Raw genomic sequence first — 25,134 nt, forward strand, 5'->3', positions numbered from 1 at the left:
GTAGCTGTGATTATTCACAGGTGCCGCGCATCATAGGCGATGGCGCAGCACCTGCAAACCGCGGCGCCCTACACTGCGCGCCATGCAGCTTTTTCACTTCAGCGAAGACGGAGATATCCGGCAATTCCAGCCCCGCCCGGTCCTGAAGGCGGCACCCCGCCGCCAGGGGCAGGAATGGCTCAACGGCCCCCTGGTGTGGGCCATCGCCCAGACGCATCAGCGGCTGTACCTGTTTCCGCGCGAATGCCCGCGCATCGTCATATGGCCGCACGAGCACAGCACCCGCGAAGACAGGGCCCAATGGCTGAACGCCCTGCCCGATGGAGCGCTGGCCGTGGCCTATGTGGAGACCGCCTGGGCCGCGCGCCTGCAAGCGGCCCGGATCCACCGGTACGAGCTGCCAGCCGATACGTTTGAAAGCCTGGAGGACGCCGGCATGTACGTGAGCCGGCAGGCCGTGCAGCCCCTGCGCCGGGACCTGCTGGTCGATCTGCCGCAAGCGCTAGCGGAATGCGGCACCGAGCTGCGCATCGTCGATTCGCTGCAGCCGCTGCGCGGCGTCTGGGACAGCTCGCTGCATGCCAGCGGCATACGGCTGCGCAATGCGGCCAGCTGGGCCTGAGCGCACTTGCATTCAAAGACCAACGCCTCTTTCCAACATGCCCCGCAATGACAACCGCCTCAAGGTCCTCTTCGTCTGCAGCCGCAACCAGTGGCGCAGCCCCACGGCAGAGCAGGTCTGGCGCAGGCACCCTGCCTTGCAGGTGCGCTCGGGCGGCACCAGTGCGGGCGCCCGCCACCGCGTGTCGGCCGACGATGTGGCCTGGGCCGACGTGATTCTCGTGATGGAGGAAAGGCACCAGTCCCGCCTCAAGGCCGATTTCGGCCGGCTGCTGGCGCAAAAGCGCGTGCATGTGCTCGATATCCCTGATGAGTACCGCTACATGGACCCCGAGCTGGTGGACATGCTGCAGACCGCCGTCAGCGCACTGCTGCAACTGGACTGAGCGCCGGACGCCACGGCGACGGCAACCATAGGCAAGCACGTAGGCAAAAACAGTCAATTGCATTCGGACGTACGCTATAGTAACGAACGGTATCAAAAGCACGGTCTGCCGTATGACAAATGGACGACTGGATACCCTCCAGGAGGACCCCCAACCGAGGCTGAAATGCACGATGCCATCACCAACCCCACGCAAGCTGCGGTGACCCCGGTGGCGCCAGCCCCCTGGAAATACCCGATTACGAACTGCTGGAAACCTTGGGATCGGGTGGCTACGGCACCGTCTACCGCGCGCGCCACCGGCGCACGGGTGCATCGGTGGCCATCAAGGTCGTCAGGCTGCAGGAAGGCGGCCGCCAGGTGGAGCGCTTCCACCGCGAGACCATGCTGTGCGCGTCCCTGCACCATCCGCACATCGTCCAGTTGCTGGACAAGGGCGAGCAAGGCGACTGCGTCTACGGCGTCTTCGAATATGTGCCCGGCGAGACCCTCAAAAGCCTGATCCGCCGCCAGGGCGTGCTGACTGCCGCCGAGGCCGGCCGCCTCATGGCCGAGGTGCTCGATGCGCTGGACTGCGCGCATGCCGCCGGCATCGTGCACCGCGACCTCAAGCCTGACAACGTGATGGTCACCTCCACGGGCGCCGTGCGGCACGCCATGGTGCTGGACTTCGGCATCGGCACCGTCATTCCGCAGTTTGCCGGCCCGCAGGTCTCGCAGCTCACCATGGGCGACGAATGCCTGGGCACGCCGGCCTACAGCGCCCCCGAGCAGCTGCGCGGCGAGCCGCCCAGCGCCCGCACCGACCTGTATGCCTGGGGACTGATGTTCCTCGAATGCCTGACGGGCACGCCCGCCGTGCAGGGCGCTTCGGTGGCCGAGATCGTGCACCGCCAGCTCAGCCCGCAGGAAGTGCAGCTGCCGCCGGCCATCTCCACCCACCCCATCGCCACCTTGCTGCGCAAGGCGCTCAAGAAGCGGCCCGCGGAGCGCAGCGACTCGGCGGCGGCCCTGCTCAGGGACCTCATGCGCGTGCGGCTGGACGATCTGGTGGGCCAGTTGCCCGCCGCCGCCCAGGTGCAGCAGGCAGACCTGACACGCACCGTGGCCACCACACGCGTGTTCTCCGAAGTGCGCCAGCTCACCGTGCTGTGCTGCAGCGTCTCCCTGTGGCCGGGCAGCGACATCCACGGCATGGACAGCGCGGCACGCACCGCAGGCCAGCCCTCGCAGGGCCTGAACATCGAAGACATCGAACTGCTGCAGCGCGAGGAACTCACGCTGTTCTCCGACGTTGCCACCCGGCGCGGAGGCATGCTGGCGGGCACGCTGGGCGACCGCATGCTGGTGCTCTTCGGCTACCCGCACACCAGCGACACCGATGCCCGCCAGGCCGGCATGACGGCGCAGGAGCTGCTGACGCTCAGCCGCAGCCGCGCGGCCGCCATCGAGCAGGTCCACGGACTGCACCTCGGAATCCGCATGGGCCTGCACACCGGCATGGCCGTGGTGGTCGGCGGCGAAGCACCCTCGGGCCATGCCGTCAACGTGGCCATGCGGCTGGAGGCCATCGCCGATGCGGGCACCCTGCTGGCCAGCGAAAGCAGCCATCGCCTGCTGGCCCGCCATGCGCGCTTCGAGAAAGCCGGCAGCCTGCGCCTGCCCGGCCAGCCCACGGGCATGCAGACCTATCGCCTGGAGCTGGAGCAGCCGGCCGAGCCACTGCCAGGGCCTGTGTCCGATGCGGCCTTGCAGTGCATAGGCCGCGAACCCGAACTGCAGCGCCTGAACGACGCATGGGCGCGGGCCCGCGAAGCCGGGGGCAATGCGCTGTGGATTCGCGGCGAGCCGGGCATCGGCAAATCCTGCCTGGCCGACATGCTGCTCGTCCACGCCAGGACACAGGGCGCGAACACCGTGGTGCTGCAATGCCAGCCCGAGCACCGCAACACCGCGCTGACCCCTTTCCTGGGCCTGATACGGCAGCGGCTGGAGGCAGCCGATCCCCCGCAGGACCACCGCGAGCAGATGCGCGAAGCCCTGCGCGCCGCAGGCTGCGATGCCGAGGCCGCCCTGCCCATTCTGTGCGCCTGGCTCTCGCTGCCCCTGGGCGACTGCGAGCCCAGCCGCATCTCCGCCGTCATGCAAAGGGCGCTGCTGCTGCAGTCCACCGCGCAATGGCTGCTGCACATGTCCGAAGCCGAGCCCTTGCTGCTGGTCGTCGAGGACGTGCACTGGGCCGACCCCACCAGCATCGAACTGCTGGAGCAACTGGTAGCGCGCCTGCCCGGGCGGCGCGTGCTGCTGGTGCTCACGGCGCGGCCGCAGTGGCAGCCGCCCGAAGGCCTGCAGGCCGAGTGCGTGGACGTGCGGCGCCTGGAAGACGCGCAGGCCACCGAGCTGGCCCGCCAGACGCTGGCGCCGCGCAGGCTCAGCCCCGCCGTGATCCGCCACGTGGTGGAGCGCACCGACGGCGTGCCGCTGTTCATCCAGGAAATGGCGCGCATGCTGCTGGATGCCCACCTGGTGGAGCAGGACGGCGTCTGGGACTTTCGCCATGCCGGGCTGCCGGCCGCCATTCCGTTGACCCTGCGCGACTCGCTGGTCAGCCGCTTTGACCGCATCGGCCCGCTCAAGCCGCTGCTGCAACTGGCCGCCACCATGGGCCGGCACTTCGACTTCAGCCTGCTGTGCGCCTGCGTGGAACGCCCGCAAGGCGAGGTCGAGCAGGAACTGGCGCAGCTGGGCCAGGCCGGCCTGGTCATTGCCGATGAACGTGCGGGCGCCGGCGCCTTCATGTTCCGCCACGCGCTGATCCGCGACACGGCCTACGAATGCATGCTGGCATCGCAGCGCCGGCTGCTGCACCGCGACGTGGCCCTGGCCCTGATGCAGCACCAGCCCCAGCGCGTTGCCGCAGAACCCGCAGGCGTGGCCCAGCACTGGGCAGACGCGGGCGACCATGCCCAGGCCGTGGCGCTTGCGGTGCGGCAGTTGCGCATCACGCAGCTGCGCTCGCTCAACGATGAAACCATTGCCTACGCGCGCCACATCGACGACTGGCTGCACCAGCTCCAGGGCGTGGCCCAGCGCGAGGCGCGGCTGGACGTCAACAGCTACGTGACCCAGGCGCTGATGAACAAGCACGGCTGGGCCCATGCCCAGGTGGTGGAAAGCATCGCGCTGTCGCAGGAGCTGCTGGCCGGCCCCGGCGCCAATGCGGTGGCCGACTACAAGCAGGTGCAGCACCTGTGGATGCTGATCACCTACCACCACGTGGCCAGCAACCGCGAGGAAGTGCGCCAGCTCAGCCACCGCCTGCTGGAGCAGGCCGTGCGCCAGCAGGACACGGGCGTGCTGGTGGCCGCCCAGACCTACCTGGGCCTGGCCCACTACTCCGACGGCCGATTCGAGCAGGCCGAAGAAGCGCTGACCGACGCCATCACCCGCTACGACCCCGTGGCCCATGCCCACCATGCGGCCGAGTTCGGCTTCGACACGCGCGTCTGGGCCACCTGCGGGCGCGCCCTGGTGCGCTGGTTCGCCGGCTTCGACCAGGCCGCGCTGGCCGATGCGAACGACGCCGTGCGCCTGGCGCACGAGGTCTCGCACATCCCATCCCTGAGCATGGCCCTGCTCTACCAGGCCCTGGTCCACCAGGCGCGTGGCGACAAGGAAAGCGCATTGGCCACCACGGGCGAGCTGCTGGACATCACGGCCCGCTACGGCCTGCCCGCGTTCTCGGGCTATGCGGACATCATCCGCTGCTGGGCGCTGGGTGACGGCGCAGGCAGCGCCAGCGCCGAGGGCATTGAACGCGCCAGCGGCACGGCGCAGCTGCTCTGGGACATGGGCTGCCGCTACTGCCAGACCTACTACCGCTCCTTCGTCGCCGAAATGCTGGCGGCCAGCGGGCGCTGGGCCGAGGCCCTGGACAAGATCGACGAGTGCCTGCGCCTGGCCGACGTGCTGGACGAACGGCTGCACAGCAGCGAGCTGCACCTGAAGAAGGCCCGCTTCCTGCTGGCCATGGGCGCCGACCACGCAGCCGTGCAGGACAGCCTGGCCCAGGCGGCAGGGACTGCGCGCACCGCCGGCAAGTACCGCACCGAAACCGAGGCGCTGGCCCTGTCGCAGGCCCTGGCACCCGCCAGGCCGGACGTGGCCGCGCGCCTGAGTGAGCTGGCCGCATTGCGGCCTGAACTGTCCGTGCTCCTGTCAGGGCCCCTGCCCGGCCAGGCGCATTTTTCTTGAACCGAGGATGAAGTCACATGACCACCCAGCTGCAGAATACTGAACCGTTGCTCGCATTCCGCCTTGCCTACCTGCGGGCCATCGCCCGCTCCTGGCAGGATGACGCCTACCGCCGTGATCTGCTGGGGCAGCGCGACATCCAGCCCATGCTGCACCGCGACTTCAGCCTGCCGACCCAGTGGCCCCAGGTCGATGTGTCGCTGCGCCTGAGCGACGACCCCACCCAGCGCGCCGAATGGAAGCCCGTGCTGACGGCCGGCTGGATCGGCCCTGACGATGAATTCGTCATCGTCCTGCCCCAGGCGCCCCAGACCCACGCCTCCGAAGCGCTGGCCGCCTACTACCAGCTGTTCCCCAACTTCATGGGCGTCAGCACCTCGTTCGAGGAACCGAGCAACGGCACGCTCAAGGCCGCCCTGCCCACGGGCCTGGGCATCCCCGGCGGCGGCCCGGACTCGCTGCTGGCCTTCGGCGGCGTGGTGCTGCGCGCCATCGCCCTGGCCTGGCAGTCGCCCGAGTTCCACGCAGAGCTGACGCGTGACGATGGCAAGGACAAGGCCCCCGTGCTGAGCCAATGGCTGGGCTACAACAACCCGTTCAACTTCCAGGTGCGTTTCGAGACCGAGCAGGCCTTCACCTGGGATGCGGCACGCAGCGAATGGAACCTGCAGCGCGCAGACGGCACGGCCATCAAGAACGGCATCGTGCTGAACTACCCGGTGGCACCCGCCGAGCAGGACCTGTGGGCCATCGCTCTCACCTCCTACAACAACACCGGTGACGCCTACCCCTTCACCTGCTGATACGGCACCGGCGCAGCTGCAAGGGGCCACGGCCACCTTGCTGCTGACGCTGGCGGCACGTGCCCGGGCGGCAGGTCCGGCAGCTTCCTCGGAACTGCCGGACCTGCCGCCTTTTTCCGACCCCGAGGCGCGCCGCATTGCCGCTGCCCTGCCCCAGGCCAGCGAGGCCCATGCGGCCGACCCCGCCTTTGTACGCAGCGTGGTGCTGCGCTCGCAGCTGTTCGACCGGCTCACCACCGAATTTCTGACCGCCCATCCATCCGGCCTGTGCATTGCGCTGGGTGCAGGCCTGTGCACGCGGCGCAACCGCCTGGCACCCGAGGCCGGCACCGCACGCTGGCTGAACGTGGACCTGCCCGACGCCATCGCCCTGCGCGCGCAATACATTGCAGGCCCTGAAGCCAACCTCGCCTGCTCCATCCTCGACACCTCCTGGCTGGACACCGCCGCCCTGCCCGGCAACCAGCCCGTTCTGGTGCTGCTGGAAGGCGTCTGCCCCTATCTTCCCCAGGCTGCGCTGGAGGCCATGCTGCAGCAGCTGGCCCAGCGCTTTGCCGCGCCCGGCAGCCCGCCGTGCACCGTCGTGCTCGACCATGTGCACCCGGCCCTTGCGAGGCTGCCCATGCAGGTGGGCGGAATGCGCCTGCCCGTCGTCTCGGGCTTTGCGGACGGCGCGCAGATAGAGCGCATCCACCCCGCCATCCGCATCAGCCTGCAAGAGCACCTGTATGCCCGCTTCTCGCAGCAGCACCAGCTGTTCGAGACCGCCTTCCACGCCACTACCGGCCAGCACCCCTATGCCGTCGTCCGCCTTGAACTCGGAGCACCGTCTCTTGCCTGAGCCCACGGCCCCGGACCTGTTCGCCCACGCCTTTCGCTGGCACGAGAAATTCCTGCCGCCCGTGCAGCAGGGCGACCGCCTTTTGCTGGCCAGCGAACGCGACACCCTGGCCCTGGGCTCTGCCGCCGTGCTGGCGCTGAACGCCCCGCTGCAGGCAGGCACCAGCCTCATGCAGCACTGCGCCGCAGCGCCCGATGCGCCGCTTGCACAGATGCTGCACGCCCTGGGCGCCCTGCTGCGCCAGGGCCTGGTACAGCCGGTGCTGCACAGCGACTTGAACGGCCACGGTTATCTGCAACCGGATTTCTCGGCCCCGCCCGTGCGCCTGCAGGCATCGGAGCAGATCGACATCGTCATGCTGACTGCAGCGCTGGACAGCACAGCCGCCTGCCACTGGGCTGCAGCCGTTGCCGGAGCCGTTGCCACGCAGGCCCCCGCCCCCGCCCCCACCCCGCTCACCATCGTTTTCTGCGACGACTATCTGGACCCGCGCCTGGGCTCCATTGACGCCAACCAGCGTGCCGCAGGCCGGCCCTGGCTGCTGGTGCGGCCAACGGGCGAGCAGGCCATGGCCGGGCCGCTTTTCAAACCCCATGCAAGCCACGCAGCCCAGGCAACTCAGGCAGCGGCCTGCTGGCATTGCCTCGCACACCGCTGGCAACGCAACCATCCCGCACGCGGCGGCAAGCACGGCCAGCCTCAGGACAGCGACCGCTGCCCGCCCGTGCGCGCCGGCGCCGACCTCATCGCCACGCGGCTGCAGGCCCTGCTGCCCACGGTGCAGCGCCTGCTGGCGCACACCGATGCGGCGCAAACCGTGTGGATGCTGGAGCCTGACCAGCCCCACCCGGTGGCCGCCCGCCCGCAATGCCCGCACTGCGGCACGCCAGGGCTGATGGCCCTGCGCCAGCGTGAACGCATTGCGCCAGTTCCCGGCACGCATGCCGCGCGCGCCGACGGCGGCTGGCGCAGCGTGCCGGCCGAGACCACGGTGCAGCGCCTGTCGCAGCACGTCAGCCCGCTGACTGGCGTAATTGCCCGGGTCACGCCGCTGACGGCCGAGACAGACGAAGCGCTCACCGTCTACCGCAGCGAAATCTTCAGAACACCTGCCCCCGGCAGCACCAGCCTGGCCGGCTCCGGAACACAGCTGTGTCTGGGCAAGGGCCTGTCGGCCGTGCAGGCCCGCGCCAGCGCCATGTGCGAAGCGGTGGAACGCTACGCCGCCTTCCACCAGGGCGACGAAGCCGTAGTCATCGCCCCCGCCGCCGAGCTGGACGCGCCCTGCATCGCGCCCACGGAACTGGCCCGCTTCAGCGACCGGCAGACTGCCCGCTTTGCCACCGACAGGCCGCCGCATGCCGTGCCCGCCAGCGCCGGCCAGGGCGAGCCCCTGTGGTGGGCTCCCGCCTGGTCCCTGACCACCGATGCGCGCCGCTACCTGCCGCTGGCCTTCTGCCTGGCCCATGCGCCCGCGCAAAGCCAGCACCACGTGGGCTGGACCTCCAACGGCTGCGCCGCAGGCAACACGCGGGAAGAAGCCATCCTCCAAGGCTTCATGGAACTGGTGGAGCGCGACGCCGCCGCCATCTGGTGGTACGGCCAGATCCGCAGGCCCGCCATTGCGCTGCAAGGCATTGCCCAGGCCACACGCCAGCGCCTGGACCGCAGTTGCGGCCCGCAATGGTCGTACTGGCTGCTGGACATCACGCATGACTTCGGCATACCCGTGGTCGTCTCCGTGGGCCGTCATGCACAGACCGGCCAATGGGCCGTGGGCTTTGGCTGCAGCCTGGACCGCGCCCTGGCCTGCGAACGCGCCCTCACCGAAATCAGCCAGCTGATCGCGGCCGGCAAAAGCTTTGCCGTGCCCGAGCCACTGCAGGCCTTCCTGCACCCTGCGGACAGCGCCGATGCGCCGCCGCAACAGCCTGCGCCACTGTCTGGGCACACGCCGGACACCGCGCCGCCAGACATTGCCCAGGCCATTGCGCGCTGCGTGGACATCGCACGCGGCCTGGGCCTGGAAACCATCGTCTACGACCACTCGCGCCCCGACATCCCTGTGCACACCGTCAAAGTCGTGATTCCCGGCCTGTGCCATATCTGGCCGGAACTGGGCAATCCACGGCTGCGCAACGTAGCCGTGGCCCTGGGCTGGCGCAGCCGGCCGCTGCAGGAATCCGAACTGAATCCGCAGGCTCTGTACGTTTGACAAACTGAAACGCGCAGCGGGCATGTACTCTCTCAGCTTGGCAACAGGCTGCCGGCTCCGGGCCAATGCGCCCTCAGCCCACCCCCTGTTCACACAAGCCCCAAGGAGAATTCGAGGCGATGGCCCTCTTTCGTAACCAACTCGACGGTCGCATCGTCGTGCTGCGGCCCCTGCATACCTTCGGCCGCCACCCCTCGGTCTGCCAGACCGTCATGAAGGCGCCCGACGTCTCCCAGGTCCACGCACTGTTCCGCTGGAACCGGCAGACCTGGGAAATCGTGGACCAGAGCCGCAACGGCACCATGCTCAACGGCGTGCGCCTGGTCGCCGGCCGCTGGACCGTTTTGGCGGTGGGCGCCAAGCTCAGCATGGGCGAAGGCGCAGAAGCGGCCTGGACCGTGGAAGACCTGGGACCGCCCATCACCTGCCTGAGCCCCGGCCCGGGCCTGCCCCAGGACGGCCCCCTGGCCCTGAACCCGCGCGGCACCCTGCTGCCCGACGCGCAGGAGCCCGAAGCCAACGTCTTCTTCGAGGATGGCCGCTGGCTGCAAGAGTCCGGCGACGGCACCGAGCCCCTGGTGGACGGCGCCATGGTCCACACCTCCGCAGGCAGCTGGGAATTCGTGCAATGCGACGACCTGGAATCCACGCGGGAAAGCAGCTTCGACCCGCGTGCGCCCAAGCCGCCGGAAGTGTCCTTTCGCTTCACCGTCAGCCAGAACGAAGAGCACGCCAGCCTGACCGTCATGAGCGACGGCAAACCCATTGCGCTGGGCGAACGCATACACCACTACACCCTGGTCACCCTGGCCCGCGTGCGCCAGCAGGACGCAGAAAAAGGCCTGGCCCCCGCAAGCCAGGGCTGGATAGAGCTGGATGCGCTCTCACGCATGCTGGGCGTGGAGCCCTCGTACGTGAACATCCAGATCTTCCGCGCCAAGCACCAGATCCTCAGCGCCCTGCCCGAATGCGCTGCCTCGCCCGCCCTGGTGGAGCGGCGGCGCGGCAGCCTGCGCTTCGGGGACTTTCCGTTCGAGATCGAAGGCGGGGCGCGCGGCGCCTGAACGGCGAACTGCAACGGAGAACGGCAGGCACACGGCGCATCGCTCGCCGCATGTAATCAGCTGTAATTTTCTTGTTGTGCACACGTGAATAAAGTGGGAACCGGTTCTTGCCGCCTGCGGTGCGAACCCTCTCACCCTCCTCCCGGACCGGGTTGCCCGAGTCCACTGGCGCACCTGGAAGACGCAAATGAGCATGGACATGCGACGTGTACTGTTGATCCCCGCCAGCGCGCGGCCTGTTGACCCTGGCCTGGCCAGCCTTTCCATGGACGCACAGGTCTGGGAAAACGGCTATCCGCTGGTCGTAGGCAAGGCCCGCCACGGCCTGCTGCAGGACTTCTGGCGGCACTACTACGGCGAATCCGCCGCCATGTTCGTCGCCGCCGACCAGCTGCTGGAACTGCACAACGACATCATGGCCGCCATCCCCGCCTGCGTGGGCGAGATGCCCGTGCTGCGCTTTCTCAACGACCTCGGAAGAATGTGCCTGCAGGCGCATGGGGACGGGAGCGGGCTGCAGGTCATCGGCGACTGACGAAACGGATGACTCCTGGGGTTGCCGCGCGTCCCTCTCGCGGCATTGGGGCGCATGCACAATGGCATGCGCCTTTTTTGCGCCCGCCTGACCATGAGCAACGCCCCGGATAGTCCCCCTCTTGCCCTGACCGGCAGCTGCCTGTGCGGCGCCATCGCCTATGAACTGCGGTCCAGCCCCAAGGCCGTGTCGCACTGCCACTGCCGCATCTGCCAGAAGGCCCACGGCGCCGCATTCGCCACCTACGGCAGCGTGCCGACAAAGGACCTTGTCTTCACCCAGGGCCAGGAGCAATTGCGCTCCTTTGCCTCATCGCCCGGCATCACGCGCTGCTTTTGCCAGCAATGCGGCTCATCGCTGACGTGGCACAGCGCGCATTACGCAGAGGGCGCCTGGATCTCTGTTGCTTTGGCCTCGCTGGATTCTGAGTTTGTGGTGGGTGGGCAGCGGCATGTGAATCGGGGGGTGGGGATGGGGTGGGTGGACTGGGGAGGGGTTGATTAAACGGCTGGTTTCGGTTGTAACTTCAACCGGCCATTCGCGGTATAGGCAGAATCCATCCCTGCAAACTGGCATTCGAAGCGAGCATTGGACCTCGTGAAACACACCACCTATTTCCAGATTGAGCCATCGGCAGTTGCGCTGGTCACATTCCCATCAGTCCTCACGGCGGAAGAGGCGGACATGCTTCTGCAGCCGGTGCTGACAAGCAGGTGCTGGTCAGACAGGTCGGCGTGGCGCCAAGAGGCGGTTGCTATGGCGGTGAAACTGCTCTACCTTGCACGCGTCCGTGAGTACGAATTCCTGTCCTCCTCTCTCGACGCCCATCGTGTTCTCGGCTCCGACGCCATCACCATTCAGGTGTTTGACCGCTGGTGGACTCTTCATGAGATGCCGTGGGAAGAGCCGTCCGAGCATTGGGAAGCCTACTTGGCCGCGGTCTCGGACAAAGTTGAGGTGACGGGCGATGTTGCCGTTGACGATTTGCTCCGCGTCATCTCGCAGCGCCAAGCGGCCCAGCGGCGGACTTGGGGCGGCCAAGGGCCGACGGTCGATGCTTTCCCGGAGGCATAGGAATCAGGATGTTTGAGGCGACCCAAGAGATGCTTGAGGCGGCGCGTAGTGAGCTGGCAAGTCAGCCTCCCGCAACAGCCTTGCGGAAAGTCGCGCGTCGCTTCCAACTTTCAAGGACAGACTTGGCGTGGCTCGCCGTGAACGTTTACGAGAATGCCATGACGCCAGAGGTTCAAGCAATTTGGCATTGGGACCTAGTCGAGAACGGCCGTGGACACAACGACACGGAGCTCAACGACATGCTCTCCAGCCTAGTCTTACGCGTCTCGTAAGTTCGGCTATCGGCCAGGAGCGGTCCTCACAGACATCCCGGTAGATGACGGCTTCAGGCTGAACTGCGACATTCACGGCGCAGTGCGTGAGTGGCTGCAACGGTCAAGACCGGTCACTCGCTGGTTGTTCTGCAAGGCGCTGCCGGCGCCCAAGCTCCTGCCCTCGTGCATGACCGCCGAACACGCGGCATGGCATCGCATCAATGAGACCCTTGGCCTACTGCAGGCGACTGTTTGCCGAAGCGATCACGGATATGCCTGTGGAAGAACTGGGCCGCTGAGGGCCGCTGGCAATCGCTGAGGGCACCCGCGCCCACTCCAGCCAAAGCCAGGGCGCAACGCCTGGACAGTCGAATCTGGATTGCCGCCGAACCACTGTTGCAGCATCCGAGTGCCAGCTCATAAATTTCTCTCTACCAAGGTTTTTTGAGCCGAGGATTGAGTGATCCGGCACGCCCTTGCCGTGTCGCGAGATTTTTGGATTGGCGGTCATGGCGCCTTCCGTACGTGGCATTTCTTTGTTTTCTTAAGTTGCGTAGGCCGGTCAGCGTTATTTTTGGATCTATTTTTGCTATTTTTCCGTTCGCCAGCGCACATCATGGAAAAAATATTTTGGATGCGCAATTAAATGACCTCATCTCGGATTCGGCAGCAGAACTGAGTTTCATATGAAAAAACCGCTTTCCCGGCAGCGAGCTTTGCGTACGCAGCCGCACATACATGGAATCAAAAAAGCACCATGATCAATAGTGCGGCCTGCTTGAAGAGAAAAATCATCTGATGACCTGGCTTCAGCGTCAGTCATCAAGGTATCCATCAAGAGAAATGAACAAAACTCATTTCATTGGAATTGTATGAAAAATTCGGGTGCCCATCATGCCAATATTGAAAACAGGATAATACGCCTGCTTTATCCTTCATCGGCAGATCACTTTGTTGAGCACTGTGAAATCTTCGAATTGATCGCATTATCAGAATTGAGCAAAGCAGGCAACCCTTTGGAGCATGCTTACTTTCCTGAAAGCGGATGCATCTCCTTGGTCATGGAAATCAACAGCAACCATTCCCTGGGACATTCCCTGGGAATAGGCATGGTAGGGAATGAGGCGATGGTCGGGTCAGAAAGCATTCTAGGCCATGCAACACCTCCTCCTTGGAAGATCTTGGTACAACAATCTGGTACCTGCTGGCGAATAAGCCGCACGGATCTAGAAAAGCAGTGCACAGAGATCCCCATGCTCGGTGAATTGATTAAAAAATTCATACTTGTGCGCTTGCATCAGCAGGCACGTTTCACAGTCTGCCTGAACTACCATACGGCAGCCTCCCGTCTGGCCCGATGGCTGTTGATGAGCAGCGACCGATGTGCCGGCAGCTTCCATGTCACACAGCAATTCATGGCATTGATACTGGGCGTACGGCGTGTCAGCATCACCAACATCGCCAGCAGATTTCAGAACGACGGCATGATTGCCTACAAACGTGGTGAGATGATGGTATTGAACCGCGCAGCGCTGGAAAACAGGGCGTGCAGCTGCTACGCGGCAGACAGACAAATCTATTCAAGAATCATGGGCACCCCGGCCTGAAAGACCAAAGTCAAAAATTCAAAAATTCAAGGACGTGCGCCAGCGCACAGACCATCGCTTGGGAACACGATGCAATGCAACTCTACGCCGTGCATTGCAAAGCGCCTTGGAGAGCATCATGAGTCTGACCACCATTCTTCTAATCGTCCTGATCCTGGTGCTTGTAGGCGCTCTGCCTTCATGGCCCCACAGCCGTAGCTGGGGATACGCTCCCAGCATTGCGATAAGCCTGCTGGTGGTGGTGGTCGTGGTATTGCTGCTTACGGGGCGGGCCTAAGTGCCCTCAAAAACACTGAACTGATAGCCGCTGCGCATGCGCTTGGCCCGATACATGGCGCGATCCGCATCAGCAATTAATTGCTCCGCAGACACAGGCCATTCGTGTGCAATCACAATGCCCATGCTGGCCTCCACTTTCAGCTCCAGCCCGTTGCAGTGAATGGGGTTGGCTATTTCCCTGCAGATCATTCTGGCCAAGGCGCGCAGCTGCTCCATTTCCGGAGAGGGCTCCAGCAGGCATGCGAACTCGTCGCCTCCCAGCCTGCACACCAGATCCTCGCGGCGGATGAAGGATCTCAGGCGGCCCGATACGACCTTGAGGACTTCATCTCCCGCACTGTGGCCATGGAGATCGTTGATTGTCTTGAAGCCATCCAGATCCATATACAACACCGCGATGGGAATGGCCTGGGGCATGGCAAAGCCGATCGCTCTGGAAAGCCGATCCAGGAATGAGAACCTGTTCGGCAGGGAGGTCAGATGGTCATGTGTCGCCAGGTGATGCGCTGCGCGTTCATCCGCCTTGGTCCTGTCAAGCTCGAAATGCGCTTTTCCCAGGGCGATACGCGTGTTGTGCAACTCCTCGCGCAGTGAGTCGCATTGCCGTTGCAGGCCTTGCAAACAGGCTTCAAGCCCCTTGCGCATTCGGTTTTCCACGGAGATGCCCAGCCAGTGATTTCGCTCGAAATCCGACTGGATGGCGTGGGGGCGAAGGCCTGCTTCGTCTGCAAAAAAAGCACCTGTTCTTCTTGATCCGATGTGCCTTGGATACCTTTGAGCCATGGTGTTCCTCAGAATTCGCCATGCTTGAGGGAAACGGATGATTCGCAGATCCGGAAGATGAATATCGCCTTCACCATTTCACAGACAAGCCCTTGATCCGCCAGCGATTTCTACATGGCCATGCAGGATGCCAAGCCTGCATGGCCAGGTTTACTTCTTGTCCTTGCCGACCTGGTTGCCGATGATTCCACCGACCGCAGCACCACCGACCGTCCCCACAGCGCTGCCTCCTGTGAGCACGGCCCCGCCGATCGCTCCGGCACCCGCACCGATCGCCGTGCTTTGATCCCTTTTGGACATATTGCCGCAGCCGGCCAGGCCCATCAGCAGGACTGTCGCCGCCAGGGCGAGCGCATTGACCTTGATTTTTTTCATGGGAGAACCTCTTTGAAACGTAGTGGACTGGCGCATGGCGTGGAGGCTGCCCGCCCTGGTCAGGAACGCCGTCCACCGCACCCACGCGCTGCGCTGTGCCTGCCATGCCGTCCCACAGTGGCGTGTTCGCACATCGCCGTCGGTGCGGTAGGGCACATCGCCGCGTGTTGCCCGTGAATGTTCGTCTGCGCACAGACGCCGCGGCCTGCTCTCCCTACAAGAGGTCATGTGTCCAAGGGATTGCATCCGCGCAATCCGCACCAGGAGTTCCGCCCATGCCCCGCTTTTCCAACCTCGTCCCGACCTGGGACACCTCCTGCGTCGGCGGGCCTGCCAGCCTGTCCCAGATGGATCGCCTCATGCTCACCGAGCACCTGGCGCACTGCGATGCGCTGAGAAGGCCATTGCTCGCGCTTTGGACGGGATTCACGGCTATCCACCGCATGCTGGGCGAGCGCACGCTGACGGGAATGCTGCTGATCGCAACCCTGGCCGCCGTCGTGTGGCTTGCTCTGTAGTGCGCTGCCCGGAAGCCATGAATGCAAATGCGCAAGCGCTGGAAATGGATACCGCCACATATCAGCCACCTGCTGGATGCCCGCCATGGAGAAGTCCTGGCACCCATCAGGTCGGAGCTTTTTGGCTGCGCACACTTTGAACAGTATGGGATGACCCTGGGGGGCGCGCATGCCGTGGGCCGCCCCCGTTTTGGCCAGGCGACGTTCTATCCACGTCTTGAAAACAATCTCAGATCCCTGCGCACCTCATTCAGGTACATCGCCGGCCTGCACCAGGAGGGCCATGAGCTGGGATCCGGCGCAGAGTGGCTTTTCGACAATTTCCACCTGATCGAGGATCAGTTGCGGGAGATCAGCGAAGGCCTTTCCATCCGCTACTACCGCTCGCTGCCCGTCTTGCAGGAGGCCCCGCTCACAGGCCTTCCACGCATCTACCAGGTGGCATGGTCCTTTGTCGCCCACACCGATGGTGCCTTCAATGAATCGCTATTGACCTGTTTTCTTGACGCATACCAGAGCAAGAGCGAACTCAGCCAGGGTGAGCTCTGGGCGCTGCCCACCACGCTGCGGGTGATTCTGGTCGAGAATTTAAGGCGCCTGGCGGAGCGGATTGCGTGCCAGGCGGCGGCCAAGGAGGTGGCCACCCTGGCTGCGGGCCATATCGACAGGCTCGATGCCGCCGGCTTCCACGAAATCCACCGTTTGATGCAATTGCGCGGCGTAGGCCAGGTCTTCCTGTCCCATCTGGCGCAAACACTCTTCGGGCATCGCTCAGTCTTCAGCGACGGCGCGTACATGCAGATCGAAGAGTGGCTGCGCAGTGCAGTGCCCGATCTGGCTGCACTGCAGGTGCAGCAGCATGCCGACAGCGCGGCCGACCACCTGAGCGTGGGCAATGCGGTGGCCTCGCTGCGACTGGTGGGCGCCGGGGACTGGCCCGGTATCGTGGGCAGGACCAGCCTGGTCGTGCGCGCACTGCAGGCCTCGCCCGTTTTCCTGGCCGAGGACGATGCCAGCCGCAACACTACGCTGCATGGCATAGAGCGCCTGGCCGCGCGCAGCCCTGATCGCTCCGAGGCCGCTGTGGCCAGGGCCCTCATCCGGTTGATGGGCCAGTCGCAGGGCGCAGCCCAACTGGCCGGGTACTGGCTGCAGGGCGAGGGACGCGCCCAACTGGAGGACATGTTCGGCGCGCGACGGCCCCTGGCGGACCGCTGGTATGCCATCCTCCTGCTGTCGCGCACGGTCACCTACATCGGCGCCGTTGTGGCGGCTTCGCTGGCCCTGGTGGCATGGATGCTGCACCTCAACGGCGCAGGCAATGCCGCCGCGATGCAGGGTCCACTGGATCCCCTGGGTCCCCTGGGTCCCCTGGGTCCCCTGGGTCCCCTGGGTCCCCTGGGTCCCCTGGGTCCCCTGGACGCATGGTTGGGCCATGCAGGCCTGGCCCTGCTGGGACTGATCATGTTTTTCCCGGCCTCCGAGGCGGTTTTGGCCCTGGTGAACCGGCTCATATGCGAGTCCGCCACTCCAGCGCATCTGCCGCGCTTTCTCTTGAAGGAGGGGATCGGCCCCTCGGCGCGCACCCTGGTCGTCATTCCTGCGCTGCTGAGCAAGCCTGCTGCCATCTCCGAACTGGCACACCGCCTGCAGCTGCACTATCTCGCCAATCCGGAGCACTGTGTCCATTTCGCGCTGCTGAGCGATTGGGCGGATGCGGACCGGCAGGGCACGGCCGACGATGAGCCGCTGCTCGCGCAGGCACGCGAACAGATACAGGCGCTCAACCTGCGCTACCCCGCCGGGGAGGGCCAGGCCCAGCGCTTTTTGCTGCTGCACCGCCCCCGGTCCTTCAGCGCGACGCAGGGCCTGTGGATGGGCTGGGAGCGCAAGCGCGGCAAGCTCGAGCAACTGGTGACGGCGCTGGCGACGGAAATGCCGGCCCCCTTCCTGGAGATGGGCGTGCTGTCCGACCTGCCTGCCGGCGTGCGCTATGTGCTGACGCTGGACAGCGACACCGAACTGCCGCCGGGCCAGGTCAGGGCCTTGGTAGGCATCGCCGAGCACCCGCACAACCAGCCTGAACTGGATGCCACCGGGCACAAGGTCATACGCGGCTACGGCATCCTGCAGCCGCACGTGGTGTCGCCCTTGCCGCAGACGCGGCAAACCTCTGCCTGGCAGTGGCTTTTTTCCGGACAGCGGGGCATGGACCCCTACAGCGCAGCCACTTCGGATGTGTACCAGGACCTCTTTGGAGAAGGCAGTTTCATCGGCAAGGGCCTTCTCCATGTGCAGGCCCTGCACGCCGTGCTGTCGCAGCGCCTGCCCGAGGACCGCATCCTCAGCCATGACCTGCTGGAAGGCTCGCTGGCCCGCTGCGCGGCGATCTCCGATGTGACCGTGATGGAGTCGGACCCGCTGCACAGCGACACGGCAGCAGCCCGGCTGCATCGCTGGGTGCGCGGGGACTGGCAATTGCTGCCCGTGCTGTGGCACGGCAGGTACTGGCAACTGGCGGCCATCCACCGATGGAAGCTGTTCGACAACCTGCGCCGCTCCCTGGTTGCGCCCGTGTCGCTGCTGCTGATCGTGCTGTCCATGGCAGGACATGGCCTGGCCCTGCCTTTGTCCCTGGCACTGGCGGCGGCGGCCTGCATCACCGGGCCGTTGATAGGCGCCATCGCCGGTGCCCTTCCGCACCATGCGCGATTCGTGGGCAGCCGCTTCGCCCTGCAGTGCGCACGGCAGTTGCTGCAGGTGGCACTGTCCGGCGCGTGGTACCTGGCGCAACTGCTGCCGCAGGCCATGCTCCACGCGGATGCCGTGGCCCGCACGCTGTACCGCATGGCCGTAAGCAAAAGGCATCTGCTGGAATGGACCACCGCCGAAGCATCCCATGCCGCCATCCGGCCCGGCTGGGCGCCGGCCTTGTCAAGGCACTGGCACAGCACCGTGCTCGCGCTTGCGCTGCTGGCGGCCCTGTGGCTGCTGCCCGCCCCGCTGCCAGCCGCGGCATGGCTGCTGCTGTCCGCCTGGGTTTTCACCCCGGCCCTGGTCTGGCTGTGCAATGCCCCGTGGCGGGCCCCTTTCAGCCATGCAGGGCTGCAGACCACAGACCGCGAACTGCTGCAGGACATTGCGCGTGACACCTGGCGGCTTTTCGAGCGCTGCGTGGGCGAAGGCGACAACCACCTGCCCCCGGACAACCTTCAGACGGCGCCGTTCGAGGTGCTCGCCCACCGCACCTCTCCCACCAACATCGGCCTTTATCTGCTCAGCGCCGCCTGTGCGCGGCAGTTCGGCTGGATCGGCACCCAGGATCTGCTGATGCGCCTGGAAGCGACCTCGGCCACGCTGGCCAGGATGGAGCGCCACAACGGCCACTTCCTCAACTGGTATGACACCCAGAGCCTGCAGCCGCTGCTGCCTCGCTATGTCTCCACCGTGGACAGCGGCAACCTGGGAGCCCATCTGCTTGCCGTATCCCGCGCCTGCCTTGAGCTGGCCCGCGCCCCGCTGGATCCTGCGGCCAGCCAGCAGGCGATCCATGCGGCCAGGCGCCGGTTGAAACCCTGCCTGGCGGGCGCAGCGCGCCTGTTGCAGCGCCCGCTGCAGCAGACGGCTATCGGCCAATTGCTGGACAGCCCCCTGGCCGATCCCGCAGACATATCGGCCCAGATGATGCTGCAGGGATTGCTGCGCGACGCCTTTGCGGAGCTTCACGCGCTCGATCTGCCGGAACCTGGGGCCGTGGCCGACACCCCGCCCGGGCCGCAGGACCCCTTGCCATGGCTGCTGGCCGACCTGCTGGCCACCCTGCAGTCGGCGGCCCTGGACGTCAGCGCCGTCGGCGCGGGGCAGCAAGATGGGATCTCCCTGCGCCTGCGGACGATGGCCCACACCCTGGAACAGCTGGCGTGGGATGCGGATTTCCGTTTCCTGCTCGACCCGCGGCGGCAATTGCTGCACATAGGCTACCGGCTCGAGGAGCAGCAACTCGACGCATCGTTCTACGACCTGCTGGCCTCCGAGTCCCGCACCACCAGCTTGCTGGCCATTGCCAAGGGCGACCTTCCCGCCAGGCACTGGAAGGCGTTGGGCCGGCCGTTCTTCGCCCATGGCCGCAACGCGATTTTGCGGTCCTGGTCGGGGTCCATGTTCGAGTACCTGATGCCTTCGCTGGTGGCAGTGGAGCCAGCGGGCAGCGCGCTGGACGAGGCCAACCGCAGCGCACTGCGCGAACAGATGGCTTTTGCCAAGGGCCTGGGCATTCCCTGGGGCACGTCGGAAAGCGCCTATGCGGCGCGCGACCAGTCGCTGGCCTACCAGTACGCCTCCCAGGGAGTGCCCTGCCTGGCACTGCGCCGCACGCCGATGGCAGAGAAAGTCATCGCCCCCTACGCCACGGCGCTGGCCTGCCAGGTGGCTGCGGTACCTGCGTGCGCGAACTTCCGCGCGCTGGCCGCCCTGGCTGCGCGCGGGCGCTATGGCTTCTACGAGGCCCTGGACTTTTCTGCCGCACGGCAAATCCATGGCGGAAGGTTCACGCTCGTCAGCACCTACATGGCCCATCACCAGGGCATGACCATCGTGGCCCTGGCCAATGTGCTGCTGCAAGGGGTTGCACAGCGCTGGGGCTCTGACCACCCCCGCATCCAGGCCATGTCCACGCTGCTGCAGGAGCGCACCCCCCGCGAGCTTGCAGGCCTGAGGCCCGGCGCGCTGGCCGCACCCTTTTTGCATGCCCAGTCCCGAAGGCCTGCCAACGCGATCCGCACCGTCGTCCCGGGGGCCCGGGCCCTGGAGCCGACCCTCCTGCTGAGCAATGGGCGCTACAGCGTTGCATTGCGCGCCAACGGAGCCGGGTGGAGCCGCCTGGGCAACACCCACATCACGCGCTGGCGCGACGACCTGCTGCGCGATGCGCACGGGAGCTTTGTCTACCTGCGAACGGACAGGGACAGCGCCCCGGTGTCCGTGACCCGCAGCCCGGCACCCGATCCGCAGGCGGCCTACACCAGCACGTTCCACCCGGACCGCATGTGCTTCGATGCCCGCTGGCCGCAATGGCGTGTGCGCACCACGGTCTGGATCAGCCCTGAAGACGATATCGAGCTGCGCAAGGTCGTACTGAACAACCTGGGTAACCTGCCCATGGACGTGGAGCTGATATCGGCCATGGAGGTGGTCCTGGCCGGCGCGGGCGCGGACGAGGCCCACCCGGCGTTCTCCAACATGTTCGTGAAGGCGCAGTGGCTGGCGCAGCAGCAGGGCATGCGTTTTGAGCGGGTTGCCCGCCACAAGGAGGAGAAGGTGGTGCAGATGGCCCATTTCGTGGCCGGCACGCAGGGGGAGGTCCTGGGCCTGCGCTACCAGAGCGATCGGGCGAAATGGGCCGGCCGCAATCACGCGGCCAGCCAGCCGCAGGCGTGCCTGGAGCCCGCACCGGGTGAAGCTGTCGCGCTGGACACCGGCCTGGATCCCGTCGCCGTGCTGGGCGTGCGCATGCGCGTGGGCCCTGGCGGACAAGTGAGCGTGGTGTTTGCGACGGCCGCCTGCGACAGTGCCAGCACCCTCATGGCCATCCTGGACAAGTACCGCCAGCCCAGCTATGTGGAGCGCACCTCCGTGATCTCCGCCACCTTGGCGCAGGGCCAGGATGCCCTGCAGCACCGGCCCCGGCCCGAGTACCTGCCGGCACTGCAACTGCTGGGCACGGCGCTGATGTTCACCCTGCCCAAGCTGCAGCCCGGCCTGCACCCGCATCGCGCAGGCGCCGTCCGCCTGCCGCAGATCCAGGACCGGCGCGTGCTGTGGCAGTTGGGCCTTTCGGGCGACAGGCCGATCATCGTGGTGAGTGCCGCGGCGCCCCAGGGCCTGGGCCTGCTGCGCATACTGGGACAGGCCCTGGGCGAATGGTCGCGCGCCGGCGTGGCCTGCGACCTGGTCGTGCTCAGCAGCGAGTTCCACTCCTACTACATGCCGGTGCAGGCCGAGCTGAACGCCATCGGCGAACAGCATGAGGCGGCCGGCAACGCCCGCCCAGGGCTCAGCACGACAGGCTTTCATGTCCTGGGCCAGGACACGCTCACCCCCGCGCAGGCAGCCTGCCTGGAGCGCCTGGCATGTGTGCGCCTGCATGCCGATGGCCGTGCATTGCTGCAACAGATCCATGCCTGGAGCGAGCAGTTCGAGGCCCAGGCCAGCCGGCGGCGCACAGCGCATCTGCCCCAGAAAATACCGGTCCAGCCAAGCTGGGGCTCGGCTGTCCCCGCATCGACCGGACAGTTCCTCGGCGACCATGGCCACTTCCAATTCGATGTCAGCGCATCCCGGCGTCCGGGCAGGCCCTGGATCAACGTCCTGGCCAACCCCGGCTTCGGAGGGCAGATATCCGAAAGCGGCGCAGGCAATACCTGGGCGATCAACAGCCGGCTCAATCAGGTCACGGCCTGGTCCAATGATCCCGTCTGCGACATGCCGTCCGAGTGGTTTTTTCTCCAGAACCGGCGCACACACGAGACATGGAGCGTGGCCCCCAGCGCCTGGGGGCATGCCCAGGCCCGCTACAGCGTGGTGCATGGCCAGGGCTTCACTGAAATCGCCCACCGCCACGGCGACCTGGGCATCCGTGCGCGCTGGTGCGTGGACATCAGGACGGCCGTCAAGCAAGTGCGCATCACCGTGGTCAACCATGGCAACTCCAAGATGCACCTGAGGATGGCGGGCATGGTGGAGTGGATGCTGGGCGAGCGCCGGGCCGACCGCGCCACGCTGGAGACCATGGCCCTGTGGGCACCGGCGCCCGACAAGCGCTTTCTGGGCCTGCTATGCACCCAGACCGAGGCTGCGGGCGGCTTTGGCGGCGGCACGGCTTTCTTCTGCGAATCGCATGCCGGCGAAGGCACCCTCGCGGGAAAGCACGACAGCCTTGACTGGACCTGCGACCGCAGCGAGTTCTTTGCATCCGACGGACATTTGCAGCTCCCGGCACAACTGGGGCAGCGCAGCGGATACGGGCTCGAACCCTGCGCAGCCCTGTCGCGCCTGGCCACGCTTCGGCCCGGCGTGGCCTGGGAGCAGACCTATCTGATCGGCCATGCCACGAGTCCCGATGCGGCGCGCCAGTTGCTGGAGCAAGCCACCGTCCTGGCCCCCGGGCACGAGAACAGGCCAACAGCGACTACTGGGATGGCCTGCTCCAGGCCACGCAGATCCACACGCCCGATCCGCTGATGGACGTGCTTGTGAACCGCTGGCTGCCCTACCAGACGGTCTCCTCGCGGCTGTGGTCCAAGGCCGGTTTCTACCAGGCGGGAGGCGCCACCGGCTACCGCGACCAATTGCAGGACGCCATGGCGCTTGTCTGGGCCGATCCCGGCGTGCTGCGGCAACAGATCACGCTGTGCGCCTCACGGCAATTCCTCGAAGGGGACGTGCAGCACTGGTGGCATGCGCCTTCGGGTGCCGGCGTGCGCACCCGCTGCAGCGACGACCTGCTGTGGCTGCCCTTCGCCTGCTCGCACTATCTCCAGGCCACTGGCGACACGGCGCTGCTGCAGCAGCAGGTTCCGTTCCTGGAGGCGCCCGCCATTGCCGACGGCGTGGACGACGTCTACGAAACACCGGGCATCAGCGAAGTTTCGGCTTCGGTCTACGAGCATGCGGCGCGCGCCATCGACCGCAGCCTTGCCGTGGGCGTGCACGGCCTGCCCCTGATGGGCGCAGGAGACTGGAACGATGGCATGAGCGCTGTTGGTCACCAAGGCCGGGGCGAATCGGTATGGCTCGCCTGGTTCCTGTGCGCCATCGTCACGGACTGGATACCGCTGGCACGCGGCTGCGGCGACGAAGCACGCGCCGACGCCTGGCAGACAGCCCTGGCCGGCTGGCGCCAGGCCCTGGATGTTGCGGGCTGGGATGGGCGCTGGTACCGGCGGGCGTTCTTCGATGACGGCACGGTGCTGGGCTCGGCCCGGCAGCCCGAGGCGCGCATCGATCTGATTGCGCAGGCCTGGTCGGTCCTGGTCACCACGGCAGGCACCTCGCGCCCGCGCATTGCCATGGAAGCGGTGGACACGGAGCTGGTCCAGCCCGATACAGGCCTGATCCCGCTGCTGTCACCGCCCCTGGTCCATGGCCTTCCGCATGCGGGCTACATCCAGGCCTACCCGGCAGGGGTGCGCGAAAACGGCGGGCAGTACACCCATGCCGGAGCGTGGGCCGTGATGGCCGCCGCTTCGCTGGCCCTGCGCCAGGCGGCGCACGCCACCGCCACCGGCAGCGAGCGCCTTCAGGACACACCCTACCGGTACTTCACCTACCTGAGTCCGGCCCATCGCGCCAGCCATCCCGTATGGGGCAGCCAATACGCCATCGAGCCTTACGCCATGGCTGCAGACGTATACACCCAGCCCCCTTTTGTCGGACGGGGCGGATGGAGCTGGTACACGGGCTCGGCTGCATGGATGCATCGCGCCGCGGTGGAATCCATCCTGGGGCTGCACATACACGCCGGGGAACTGTTCTTCACCCCCTGCCTTCCTTCCCATTGGCCCCAGGCCGAACTGGTATTGAAACGGGAGGGCCGCAGCATGCGCTTTCTCCTGATTCGCGGCAGCACCGACGCGCTGGCGGCCAGGTGTGCCGTGGAGGGCGCAGTGATGCTGCAGGTATCGCAGAGGCTGCGCTGGACAGAGCTGGCAGCGCACAGCTGCTTTGTCATCCCTTTGCAAGAGGCCGCGATCGGGACCTAGCAAGCCGTGATGTCCGGCAGCAACCGGTCGTACTCTTTTCTCACCACCGCATAGCACTCGCAGGAGCGCTGCTCAAGGCCCGTACGGTCCAGCACACTGATGCGGCCACGCGAATAGCGGATGATCTCGGCGCGCTGCAGCTTCAGCGCGGCCTCGGTCACTCCCTCGCGGCGGACTCCGAGCATGTTGGAGATCAGCTCCTGCGTCATCACAAGGTCCGTGCCCTGGAGCCGGTCCAGGCTCAGCAGCAACCAGCGGCAAAGCTGCTGGTCAAGTGAATGGTGACGGTTGCAGACGGCGGTCTGGGCCATCTGGGTGATCAACGCCTGCGTGTAGCGCAGCAACAGGTGAAGAACCGGGCCACCGCGCTCGAACTCCGCCTGCATGGCGCCGACCTTCAGCCGATAGCCCCTGCCGGCGCTTTGGACGACCGCCCTGCTGGTCGTGGACCCTCCTCCCATGAAGAGGGAAATGCCCACAATCCCTTCGTTGCCCACCACCGCGATCTCCGCCGACGCACCGTTCTCCATCACGTACAGCAGGGAGACGATCGCCGTCGTGGGAAAGTACACATGACTCATGACCCGGCCCGCTTCATACAGCACCTGACCCAGGGCAAGCTCCACGGGCTCCAGCGCAGGCTCCCACCGCTGCCATGGCTCGGGCGGCAAGGAGGCGAGCAAATGATTGCCGGTGGACGCGGCGCAAGAGGGCATAAAGGCAATTCCAGTGCAGTCATCCCGGCACTTCAAGAGAGTCTGGAGACA

The 25,134-nt window shown here is 66.1% G+C and carries 18 protein-coding genes; 15 read left to right on the forward strand and 3 right to left on the reverse strand.

Going from position 1 to position 25,134, the window contains the following annotated elements; genetic code table 11:
• The first annotated feature begins 82 nt into the window (after nt 1-82).
• The 12 genes from BO996_RS19905 (at nt 83) to BO996_RS19965 (ending at nt 13,930) form a co-directional block, all read left to right on the forward strand.
• Nucleotides 83-622 carry a DUF6886 family protein gene (locus BO996_RS19905; protein ID WP_071956200.1) on the forward strand — a complete coding sequence of 180 codons (540 nt, stop codon included), beginning with the start codon at nt 83-85 and terminating at the stop codon, nt 620-622.
• A gap of 37 nt (nt 623-659) precedes the next feature.
• Nucleotides 660-1,007 carry a low molecular weight protein tyrosine phosphatase family protein gene (locus BO996_RS19910; RefSeq protein WP_034394948.1) on the forward strand — a complete coding sequence of 116 codons (348 nt, stop codon included), beginning with the start codon at nt 660-662 and terminating at the stop codon, nt 1,005-1,007.
• A 257-nt stretch (nt 1,008-1,264) separates the two neighbouring features.
• Entirely contained in the window at nt 1,265-5,260 is a 3,996-nt protein-coding gene (locus BO996_RS19915; RefSeq protein ID WP_232240380.1) for a TOMM system kinase/cyclase fusion protein, read from the forward strand.
• Nucleotides 5,261-5,277: 17 nt separating this feature from the next.
• The gene (locus BO996_RS19920; RefSeq protein ID WP_071956201.1) at nt 5,278-6,063 is read left to right on the forward strand and encodes a BMA_0021/BMA_0022 family TOMM bacteriocin; all 786 of its coding nucleotides are present in this window, start codon (nt 5,278-5,280) and stop codon (nt 6,061-6,063) included.
• Entirely contained in the window at nt 6,038-6,904 is an 867-nt protein-coding gene (locus tag BO996_RS19925; RefSeq protein ID WP_224986185.1) for a class I SAM-dependent methyltransferase, read from the forward strand. The genes BO996_RS19920 and BO996_RS19925 overlap by 26 nt, the downstream gene beginning before the upstream one ends.
• Nucleotides 6,861-9,119 (forward strand): TOMM precursor leader peptide-binding protein, encoded by a 2,259-nt coding sequence (locus tag BO996_RS19930; RefSeq protein ID WP_071956202.1) that lies wholly within the window; start codon nt 6,861-6,863, stop codon nt 9,117-9,119. Before BO996_RS19925 ends, BO996_RS19930 begins: the two co-directional genes overlap by 44 nt.
• A 119-nt stretch (nt 9,120-9,238) precedes the next feature.
• Entirely contained in the window at nt 9,239-10,183 is a 945-nt protein-coding gene (locus BO996_RS19935; protein WP_071956203.1) for an FHA domain-containing protein, read from the forward strand.
• Nucleotides 10,184-10,382: 199 nt separating this feature from the next.
• Nucleotides 10,383-10,718, forward strand: coding sequence for a hypothetical protein (locus BO996_RS19940; RefSeq protein WP_225970979.1), 336 nt, complete (start codon nt 10,383-10,385; stop codon nt 10,716-10,718).
• A gap of 93 nt (nt 10,719-10,811) precedes the next feature.
• Nucleotides 10,812-11,222, forward strand: a complete 411-nt coding sequence (locus tag BO996_RS19945; RefSeq protein ID WP_071957172.1) for a GFA family protein — start codon at nt 10,812-10,814, stop codon at nt 11,220-11,222.
• 93 nt (nt 11,223-11,315) lie between these two features.
• Nucleotides 11,316-11,792, forward strand: a complete 477-nt coding sequence (locus tag BO996_RS19950) for a hypothetical protein (protein ID WP_156897990.1) — start codon at nt 11,316-11,318, stop codon at nt 11,790-11,792.
• A gap of 1,126 nt (nt 11,793-12,918) precedes the next feature.
• A complete protein-coding gene (locus tag BO996_RS19960; protein WP_071956206.1) occupies nt 12,919-13,653 on the forward strand; it encodes a Crp/Fnr family transcriptional regulator in 735 nt (244 codons plus the stop codon).
• A gap of 118 nt (nt 13,654-13,771) precedes the next feature.
• Nucleotides 13,772-13,930, forward strand: coding sequence for a DUF3309 family protein (locus BO996_RS19965; RefSeq protein WP_034398712.1), 159 nt, complete (start codon nt 13,772-13,774; stop codon nt 13,928-13,930).
• On the opposite strand, the gene BO996_RS19970 is transcribed toward BO996_RS19965, so the two are convergent.
• Together BO996_RS19970 and BO996_RS19975 are read right to left on the reverse strand one after the other, a co-directional pair.
• Entirely contained in the window at nt 13,927-14,715 is a 789-nt protein-coding gene (locus tag BO996_RS19970) for a GGDEF domain-containing protein (protein WP_083571177.1), read from the reverse strand. The genes BO996_RS19965 and BO996_RS19970 overlap by 4 nt on opposite strands.
• Nucleotides 14,716-14,865: 150 nt before the next feature.
• Nucleotides 14,866-15,090 carry a glycine zipper 2TM domain-containing protein gene (locus tag BO996_RS19975; RefSeq protein ID WP_071957173.1) on the reverse strand — a complete coding sequence of 75 codons (225 nt, stop codon included), beginning with the start codon at nt 15,088-15,090 and terminating at the stop codon, nt 14,866-14,868.
• A gap of 275 nt (nt 15,091-15,365) precedes the next feature.
• Here BO996_RS19975 and BO996_RS19980 point away from each other — a divergent pair, with 275 nt between their 5' ends.
• The 3 genes from BO996_RS19980 (at nt 15,366) to BO996_RS29970 (ending at nt 24,367) form a co-directional block, all read left to right on the forward strand.
• Nucleotides 15,366-15,608, forward strand: coding sequence for a hypothetical protein (locus BO996_RS19980; RefSeq protein ID WP_013801897.1), 243 nt, complete (start codon nt 15,366-15,368; stop codon nt 15,606-15,608).
• 150 nt (nt 15,609-15,758) lie between these two features.
• Nucleotides 15,759-22,847, forward strand: a complete 7,089-nt coding sequence (locus BO996_RS19985; RefSeq protein ID WP_332258438.1) for a glucoamylase family protein — start codon at nt 15,759-15,761, stop codon at nt 22,845-22,847.
• Nucleotides 22,847-24,367, forward strand: coding sequence for a GH36-type glycosyl hydrolase domain-containing protein (locus BO996_RS29970; protein ID WP_071956209.1), 1,521 nt, complete (start codon nt 22,847-22,849; stop codon nt 24,365-24,367). The genes BO996_RS19985 and BO996_RS29970 overlap by 1 nt, the downstream gene beginning before the upstream one ends.
• Here the strand turns inward: BO996_RS29970 and BO996_RS19995 are convergent.
• Nucleotides 24,364-25,083, reverse strand: coding sequence for a Crp/Fnr family transcriptional regulator (locus tag BO996_RS19995; RefSeq protein WP_013801895.1), 720 nt, complete (start codon nt 25,081-25,083; stop codon nt 24,364-24,366). The two genes, BO996_RS29970 and BO996_RS19995, sit on opposite strands and share 4 nt — an antisense overlap.
• Nucleotides 25,084-25,134: the final 51 nt, after the last annotated feature.

This window comes from Delftia sp. HK171, assembly GCF_001886655.1.
Taxonomy (GTDB): Bacteria; Pseudomonadota; Gammaproteobacteria; order Burkholderiales; family Burkholderiaceae_C; genus Comamonas; species Comamonas acidovorans.

What these genes read in the sequence shown, in the direction of transcription:
- BO996_RS19905 (WP_071956200.1), top strand. Translation starts at nt 83, where the DNA reads ATGCAGCTTTTTCACTTCAGCGAAGACGGAGATATCCGGCAATTCCAG.
- BO996_RS19910 (WP_034394948.1), top strand. Translation starts at nt 660, where the DNA reads ATGCCCCGCAATGACAACCGCCTCAAGGTCCTCTTCGTCTGCAGCCGC.
- BO996_RS19920 (WP_071956201.1), top strand. Translation starts at nt 5,278, where the DNA reads ATGACCACCCAGCTGCAGAATACTGAACCGTTGCTCGCATTCCGCCTT.
- BO996_RS19930 (WP_071956202.1), top strand. Translation starts at nt 6,861, where the DNA reads ATGCCGTCGTCCGCCTTGAACTCGGAGCACCGTCTCTTGCCTGAGCCC.
- BO996_RS19935 (WP_071956203.1), top strand. Translation starts at nt 9,239, where the DNA reads ATGGCCCTCTTTCGTAACCAACTCGACGGTCGCATCGTCGTGCTGCGG.
- BO996_RS19940 (WP_225970979.1), top strand. Translation starts at nt 10,383, where the DNA reads ATGCGACGTGTACTGTTGATCCCCGCCAGCGCGCGGCCTGTTGACCCT.
- BO996_RS19945 (WP_071957172.1), top strand. Translation starts at nt 10,812, where the DNA reads ATGAGCAACGCCCCGGATAGTCCCCCTCTTGCCCTGACCGGCAGCTGC.
- BO996_RS19960 (WP_071956206.1), top strand. Translation starts at nt 12,919, where the DNA reads ATGAAAAATTCGGGTGCCCATCATGCCAATATTGAAAACAGGATAATA.
- BO996_RS19965 (WP_034398712.1), top strand. Translation starts at nt 13,772, where the DNA reads ATGAGTCTGACCACCATTCTTCTAATCGTCCTGATCCTGGTGCTTGTA.
- BO996_RS19970 (WP_083571177.1), bottom strand. Translation starts at nt 14,715, where the DNA reads ATGGCTCAAAGGTATCCAAGGCACATCGGATCAAGAAGAACAGGTGCT.
- BO996_RS19975 (WP_071957173.1), bottom strand. Translation starts at nt 15,090, where the DNA reads ATGAAAAAAATCAAGGTCAATGCGCTCGCCCTGGCGGCGACAGTCCTG.
- BO996_RS19980 (WP_013801897.1), top strand. Translation starts at nt 15,366, where the DNA reads ATGCCCCGCTTTTCCAACCTCGTCCCGACCTGGGACACCTCCTGCGTC.
- BO996_RS19985 (WP_332258438.1), top strand. Translation starts at nt 15,759, where the DNA reads ATGACCCTGGGGGGCGCGCATGCCGTGGGCCGCCCCCGTTTTGGCCAG.
- BO996_RS29970 (WP_071956209.1), top strand. Translation starts at nt 22,847, where the DNA reads ATGGACGTGCTTGTGAACCGCTGGCTGCCCTACCAGACGGTCTCCTCG.
- BO996_RS19995 (WP_013801895.1), bottom strand. Translation starts at nt 25,083, where the DNA reads ATGCCCTCTTGCGCCGCGTCCACCGGCAATCATTTGCTCGCCTCCTTG.